Consider the following 6,643-nt stretch of genomic DNA (forward strand, 5'->3'; position numbering starts at 1 on the left):
GGTCGCACAAGGGCCTCAATAATCGGGCCGAAAATAGCCATCTGCCGTTTAGGAAACGGGAGCGAACCATGCAAGGTCATCGGTCACCTGGAGCGTTGCAACGGTTCGTCTCCATGCACTCAGCGACCCGCAATTGCTTTTCAGTTCCGTCCCGCCGCCGAGCCGCACAAGCAATTCGATACCATCGCCTCGAAGCTTTCGATGCATGGAAAATTGCGGCCGGTGTCGCCTGAATATCTACGAGCCGCTGACCTTTCCGGCCAGAGAAACTTAACGTGACAACACCGCCAAAATCTATCCAAGCTGGAAGAAATTCCGTGACGAAGGCTTCGAGTGGTTCCGTGTTGCTGAATATACCTATGACAGCTATGTCTTTGCGCAGCAGGCCGCAGGCCGGTAATACAACTGCGATAAGCATCTTCAATGCCTGAACATACAGCGGGGCCCTGTGGCCCCGTTTTCTTGTCATGATGCCGAAAATCTATTGTGCCGTTTGCGAACTCAACAAAGATTACGCAACTCCATCCCAAGCATTTGAGTTTCAAAAATTCTTCATCGCGGCGTCATGCCACGTTCACATAAGCTGCATATTCAGCGCCCAACATAACCAGTAAGGGTTGCTTTGGTGTCTGGATTACGTCTGACGAATGTCAGTAAAAAATATGCTGAAACAACTGTTTTAGAAAATATTCATTTTGAAATTAATGAAGGCGAGTTTGTCGCTGTTCTTGGCCCTTCCGGCTGTGGCAAGACCACGTTGTTACGCCTGATCGCCGGTTTTGAAAGCAACAATAGCGGTCAGATCGAGATCAGAAATCAGATCGTGGCCAACGATGCAGGTACACTGGTTCAACCTGAACATCGCAATATCGGTATTGTTTTCCAGAACTACGCGCTGTGGCCACATATGTCGGTCGCTGAGAATGTCGGCTATGCTTTGAAAGTTGCAGGCATTGCAAAGACCGAGCGTCAGGCCCGTATCGCGCAGGCATTGGACAAGGTCAATTTGGGGCCGTTTGCCGAACGCCGCCCGGCTGATTTATCCGGCGGACAACGTCAGCGCGTTGCCCTTGCCCGTTGTCTCGCCGCCGGTTCCAGTATCGTTTTGCTCGATGAACCGCTTGCCAATCTCGACGTACATCTGCGCTCAACCATGGAAGACGAATTCCGGCGTTTCCATAAGGAAAGCGGCGCAACACTACTTTATATCACCCATGATCAGTCGGAAGCGATGGCGCTGGCTGACCGGATTGCGGTGATGGATAAAGGCCATATTCTGCAATATGCCTCACCGATCACGCTGTATCGTGAACCCGCAAATGCAACCGTTGCGACCTTCATCGGTAACGGCATGGTGCTGCCCGTTGAAAATATCCACCGCAACGGCAACGGTCAGGCGAGTGGTGAATTTCTCGGCCATCAGGTCACGATGCGCTGTAGCGCTAATGAGCAGCCACGTGCCGAAGCGCAGGCGTGCGTACATCCGCAGGATATCCGCATCAAGGATTATAATGCGGACGGCGCACCGGTACGTGTGACCAATCGTGTTTATCGCGGCGGCTTCTGGTCAATCACCGTATCCCCGCATGATGCGCCTGAACTGAGCATACATGCCGAGGTGAATGATAATGCTGATTTCATTCCGGAAATCGGTCATCTGGCCTCGATTTCCTTTTCCGATCTCTGGTGCATTCCCGATGCACAAAATGAACAAAACTTCTCCCAGAGCCAACAGAAATTAAGCCTTACCTCCCAGGAGCAATTACAATGCGTCTAGTTCTCGCAACCGCTGCACTTCTCATGAGTTCTTCTGCACTTTATGCGCAGTCGACCCTTATGTTGTACACGTCCCAGTCGCCAGAAATTGCACAGCAGACTGTTGATGCCTTCATGGAAAAAAATCCCGACATTAAAGTCGAATGGATGCGCAACGGCACATCACAGCTGATGAATATTCTCACAGCCGAGCGGCAGGCCGGTGCAGTGAAGGCCGACGTATTGCTGGTTGCCGATGCTATTAATCTGGGCATTCTGAAAAAAGATGGCCAGTTGCTCGCATGGCCAGAAGCTCCGGTAGAAAATATTGATTCTAAACTCTACGACCAGGATAAAACCTTTTTCGGAACCAAGCTTTCAACGACCGGCATTGTATATAATACGAAGACTTCCAAGCCTGTGAAGGGCTGGGCTGAACTATTCGTGGATGAAAATGCCGGACAGATCGCAGCTCCCAGCCCGCTTTATTCTGGCGCGGCACTCGTCCACATGCACAGCCAGTTGCAAGATCCGGCATGGGGCTGGAAATATTATAACCGTCTCAATGAGCTTAACATTGTTCCTGAAGGCGGCAATGGCCCCGTTCTGAAGGCTGTTGCTGGCGGCCAGGTCAACTATGGCATCAATATCGATGCGGATGTTCTGCGCGCAAAAAAAGCTGGCTCTCCGGTTGAGTTTATCTATCCGAAAGAGGGTTCAAGCTTCTTCTCAGAGCCGGTAGCCATCATGGCATCAACTTCCGTTCCGGAAGCCGCCAAGAAATTTGTTGCGTTCGTTCTTTCCGAAGATGGTCAGAAACTGGCAGCACAGCAGGGCTACATTCCCGTACTGTCAAGCGTCCCTTCCCCTGAAGGCATGCCTTCCGTTGATGACGTAAAGCTTATGTCGCTTGATGTAGACAAAGCCGTCAAAGAAGATGCTGAAGCCCGTGAGAAATTCATCAATATTTTTGGTGGCTGAATTCAATGAATGCTCACACTAAAACACAGGAAATGCGCCAATCATGGTTGGCGCATTTTCCATCTTTACGCCTGCCGTCGCAAACAACTGTTCTGATCTTCCTGACCTTACTGGTGGTTCTGGTTTCTATAGCACCATTAATGCGACTGGTCGTGTCTGCGCTTTTAGATGATGGCAGCTTTGCTTTTGACCGTCTCAACAAGCTATTCCTGCGCAGCCAGACCAGTGCTGCGATCATCAACACGCTGATTATCGCCGTTGCCGCAACAGCTTTCTCTCTGGTCGTCGGCACGATATTCGCTGTGCTGGTGATCCAGACCGATTTACGCGCCAAGTCCGCTGCCGTTTTCGCCTTTGTGCTGCCACTGATGATCCCGCCACAGGTGATTGCGATGGCTTGGTTACAAGCCTTTTCTCCATCTAGCCCGATTTTTAATCTGCTCGGAATTTCTGTGGCACCGGGCGGCAAACATCCGCTTTATTCAATCGGTGGAATCGTTCTGGTACTTGGCATCTACAATGCGCCACTGGTTTATCTGGCTTTGCAGGGTAGTCTCAAACGCATTCCGGTTAACCTGACTGAGGCAGCCCGTGCTGCCGGCGCCAGCCGGATACGTGTTTTGCTTACCATTATCCTGCCACTTGCCCGAGGTGGGCTGATTGCTGCGGCCTGTTTGTCCTTCGTATCTGCGATCAGCAATTTCGGCATTCAGGCAATGCTCGGAATACCGGCACGAGTTCCTACGCTGATCACCCAGATCTATCAGCAGATCAACAATATTGGACCCAACGCACTGCCGAACATGGCAGCTCTGTCACTCGTGCTGGCAGCACTGACCATTGCCGCCATTGTGCTGGCAAATTTCGGTATGAACCGTGGTGACAGCCGCGTTGACATGGGCGGTCGTGGTTTCAATATGCCGCTGGGTAGATATGAGCGTCCAATTTCGGCGATTGTCTGGCTTTATCTCATTATCAGCATGGTTCTGCCTTTCAGTGCGCTTTTACAAACCTCGCTGGTGCCAGCCTATGGTCTGGCGTTGACGACTGAAACACTCACACTCAAAAATTTCACTTCCGCACTGTTCAGTCATGCCTCTTTGCGCGATGCATTCCTGACCTCACTGTGGCTGACCACAACTGCGGTGATATTCCTGACCATCTGCGCCTTGTTCATGGGTTATTTTCTGACATGGAAGCGCGGCAAACTAGTGCGCTTCCTGCATATCGGTGCTGAACTGACCTATACATTGCCCGGCGTTACATTGGGTGTGGCGATGATCTTGTTGTTTCTTAGACCTGTACCGGTTATCGATATCTCGATCTACGGAACCCCATGGATTATTCTGGCCGCTTATATTTCCGGCTTCTTTGCTGTGGCCTTGCGACCTGTCTTGTCGGGCTACCAGCAGATTGACCGCTCGCTGGAAGAAGCCGCTCAAATATCCGGTGCAGGTTTCTTACGCCGAATGAAGGATATTATCTGGCCGATCATTGCACCAGTTTCCATTGCTAGTGCGATCATCGTATTTATGAGCGCGATAAATGAAATACAGACATCGATCCTGCTCATCTCGTCCAGCACACGGACAATCGGCCCGATGATTATCTTCCTTGAAGAAGGTGGTGCTTCGACCCTTGCTGCAGCTGTCGGCTGTCTGATGATCTTCGGCATTCTGATTTTGATGTTGCTATCGGTCGTATTCTCACGTTGGTTGCCCAAAGGAGTTCTGCCATGGCAATTTTAACGTGCGTCAGCGGCCTCAACGGCAAATTACCGGCAGCATTTCTGCTCGATATTAAGGGTAAACGGATTTTACTCGATATCGGTGAAGGCCCGGAACCTGGCGTGCGTCCAGATTTTTCAGGTATCGACTATGTTGATGCCGTTTTCCTGTCGCATGGGCATATTGACCATGTGGGTGCAATTGATCTTTGGGAAAATTTCGGCAAACCGCCAGTCTACGCCAGTGCCGAAACTTTCTCCGCTTTGTCTGTCATGGGGTTACCGCTGCCGGAACATGCCCGTCATCTTCTGCCGCTGACAGGTCGCACCAGCATTCTTGGCCTGGACATCACGCTCGGGCGCTCCGGCCATGCCATCGGTGGGCAATGGATACATTTTGAGAACGATGGCGGTGTGATTTATATGGCCGACTGGAGCAGGGAATCCACTGTTCTCGCCTTTGACAATCCGCCACCGGCAAAAATCGTGCAGACGGATATTTCCTATCTCAATCGCGATCAGCCACTATGCGAACAGTTTGAAATTCTCACAGACCTTGCAAAACCCGGCACAATTTTCCCGGTTCCGATTATGGCACGCGGCACTGAAATGGTATTACGCCTGCATGAAGCCGGTGTGAAGGTTTCGATCTGTATGCAGATCCGACAGGAAATGCTGGTCTTATCTACCGATGAAACCGACGCAGTCCTGCCTTCGACAAAAGCGCAGATCAAGGCCGTGTTGCCTCAACTGACCATTGTTCAAGCACCGGAAAGTACGGATGATGATGCGGTAATTATTTTGGCCGACAGCGAAAAATCAAATAATCTGTTGCAGGATTTCAGTAATGATAACAGCAGACCGTGGAAATTTGTCTTCACCGGCCATATTGCTCCGAACAGCCGCGCCAGTAAGCTGATTGCCTCAGGCAAAGGTTCTCGCACCAGCTGGAATGTGCATCCGCGCGTCAGCGATCATGGCTGGCTGCGTGCAATCACAAAAGCCGACATCATGGTTCCGGCCTTTGGCAATTTGGCGGATGCCCCCCAATTAACCAACAGCCTCGACGCTTACTGGAATGTAAACCGTATCATTGATGTTAGTGATACGCGGGATAAAAAGAGTAATGATGAACATTGAAGAAACGCCAAAAGAACGCGCCGAAAATGACGATGCCATTCTGGTGCCGGTTCACACGCTGACACTTGAGAATGGCAGAACATGCACGCTTTATGTCGGCAATCTGACTGGCGCTTCTGATCCGCAAGCTATGCTCGCTGAAAATGTAACCTCCTCTTTGAATGTTTCACTCAATATTCACGTGCCGGAAGTGCAGCTGCCCGATGGTATTCATGTGCGACGGGCGAAAGTCGGACTTATCGACGGCGAAGGTAACAATGTAGCGCATATGGCCGCAGCAGTGCTCGCTCTTGATGGGCTGGTAACACAGGCGAGTCCGGGCAAACCTTATTATCCGGCGCACCGTGCGGGCAATGTGCTGGTCAATTGCCGTGGCGGTCGTTCCCGTTCGGTTGCGGTGCTCGCCCTCTACCTGCATTTGAAAGACCCGAGCGCTTTTCCCGATTTCGAGAAGGCCGTAAGCCATATCCGTGTCTTGCGCGACAATGGTGATCACTATCCTCTGCCGCCAATGATGGCTCTGGCTGATGAATTGCTCGCGACAGGGAGCTTGCAGAGGCTGCTGAGCTAAACAGATGGTTGCGTCGGCAAAGCGGTTCTGATGGGCGGACGGGCGTTGATCCGGCGCAGCACTTGGGTGAAGGCGATATCGGTGGCGCAATCCAAAACGTGGATTGACCGCAGACAGCCATTGGTGGGCATGGTTCCCTACTCTCTGGGGCGCCCTTCGAACCAATAACCGATGGCTGTTATCCGGTGTTGTCACGTTAAGTTTCTCTGGCCGGAAAGGCCAGGGGCTCGTAGATATTCAGGCGAAACAGGCCGCAATTTTCCATGCATCGAAAGCTTCGAGGCGATGGTAGCGAATTGTGTGTGCGGCTCGGCGACGAGATGGAACAGAGAAACAATTGCGGGTCGCTGAGTGCATGGAGACGAACCGTTGCAACGCTCCAGGTGACCGATGACCTTGCATGGTTCGCTCCCGTTTCCTAAACGGCAGATGGCTATTTTCGGCCCGATTATTGAGGCCCTTGTGCGACC

General features: G+C 51.7%; 5 protein-coding genes and 2 pseudogenes. 6 read left to right on the forward strand and 1 reads right to left on the reverse strand.

Annotated elements, in window-relative coordinates:
- The 6 genes and pseudogenes from OPR82_RS22360 to OPR82_RS22385 all read left to right on the forward strand — a co-directional run.
- Positions 1 to 233: pseudogene (locus OPR82_RS22360) on the forward strand (IS6 family transposase); the annotation flags it as partial.
- A 392-nt stretch (positions 234 to 625) separates the two neighbouring features.
- Positions 626 to 1,777: an ABC transporter ATP-binding protein gene (locus OPR82_RS22365; RefSeq protein ID WP_265987161.1), complete on the forward strand. Its 1,152-nt coding sequence runs from the start codon at positions 626 to 628 to the stop codon at positions 1,775 to 1,777.
- Positions 1,768 to 2,736: an ABC transporter substrate-binding protein gene (locus OPR82_RS22370; RefSeq protein ID WP_100559845.1), complete on the forward strand. Its 969-nt coding sequence runs from the start codon at positions 1,768 to 1,770 to the stop codon at positions 2,734 to 2,736. Before OPR82_RS22365 ends, OPR82_RS22370 begins: the two co-directional genes overlap by 10 nt.
- Before the next feature lie 5 nt (positions 2,737 to 2,741).
- Positions 2,742 to 4,484, forward strand: a complete 1,743-nt coding sequence (locus tag OPR82_RS22375) for an ABC transporter permease (protein ID WP_265987165.1) — start codon at positions 2,742 to 2,744, stop codon at positions 4,482 to 4,484.
- Entirely contained in the window at positions 4,472 to 5,602 is a 1,131-nt protein-coding gene (locus tag OPR82_RS22380; RefSeq protein ID WP_265987166.1) for an MBL fold metallo-hydrolase, read from the forward strand. The genes OPR82_RS22375 and OPR82_RS22380 overlap by 13 nt, the downstream gene beginning before the upstream one ends.
- Positions 5,589 to 6,173, forward strand: coding sequence for a protein-tyrosine phosphatase family protein (locus tag OPR82_RS22385; protein WP_265987168.1), 585 nt, complete (start codon positions 5,589 to 5,591; stop codon positions 6,171 to 6,173). Before OPR82_RS22380 ends, OPR82_RS22385 begins: the two co-directional genes overlap by 14 nt.
- Before the next feature lie 237 nt (positions 6,174 to 6,410).
- Here OPR82_RS22385 and OPR82_RS22390 read toward each other — a convergent pair.
- Positions 6,411 to 6,643: pseudogene (locus tag OPR82_RS22390) on the reverse strand (IS6 family transposase); the annotation flags it as partial.

The organism is Ochrobactrum chromiisoli (genome assembly GCF_026241335.1).
GTDB lineage: Bacteria > Pseudomonadota > Alphaproteobacteria > Rhizobiales > Rhizobiaceae > Brucella > Brucella chromiisoli.

Bases quoted from the DNA above. Each gene is read 5' to 3' on its own strand.
- OPR82_RS22370 (WP_100559845.1), top strand. From the start codon at position 1,768: ATGCGTCTAGTTCTCGCAACCGCTGCACTTCTCATGAGTTCTTCTGCA.
- OPR82_RS22375 (WP_265987165.1), top strand. From the start codon at position 2,742: ATGAATGCTCACACTAAAACACAGGAAATGCGCCAATCATGGTTGGCG.
- OPR82_RS22380 (WP_265987166.1), top strand. From the start codon at position 4,472: ATGGCAATTTTAACGTGCGTCAGCGGCCTCAACGGCAAATTACCGGCA.
- OPR82_RS22385 (WP_265987168.1), top strand. From the start codon at position 5,589: ATGATGAACATTGAAGAAACGCCAAAAGAACGCGCCGAAAATGACGAT.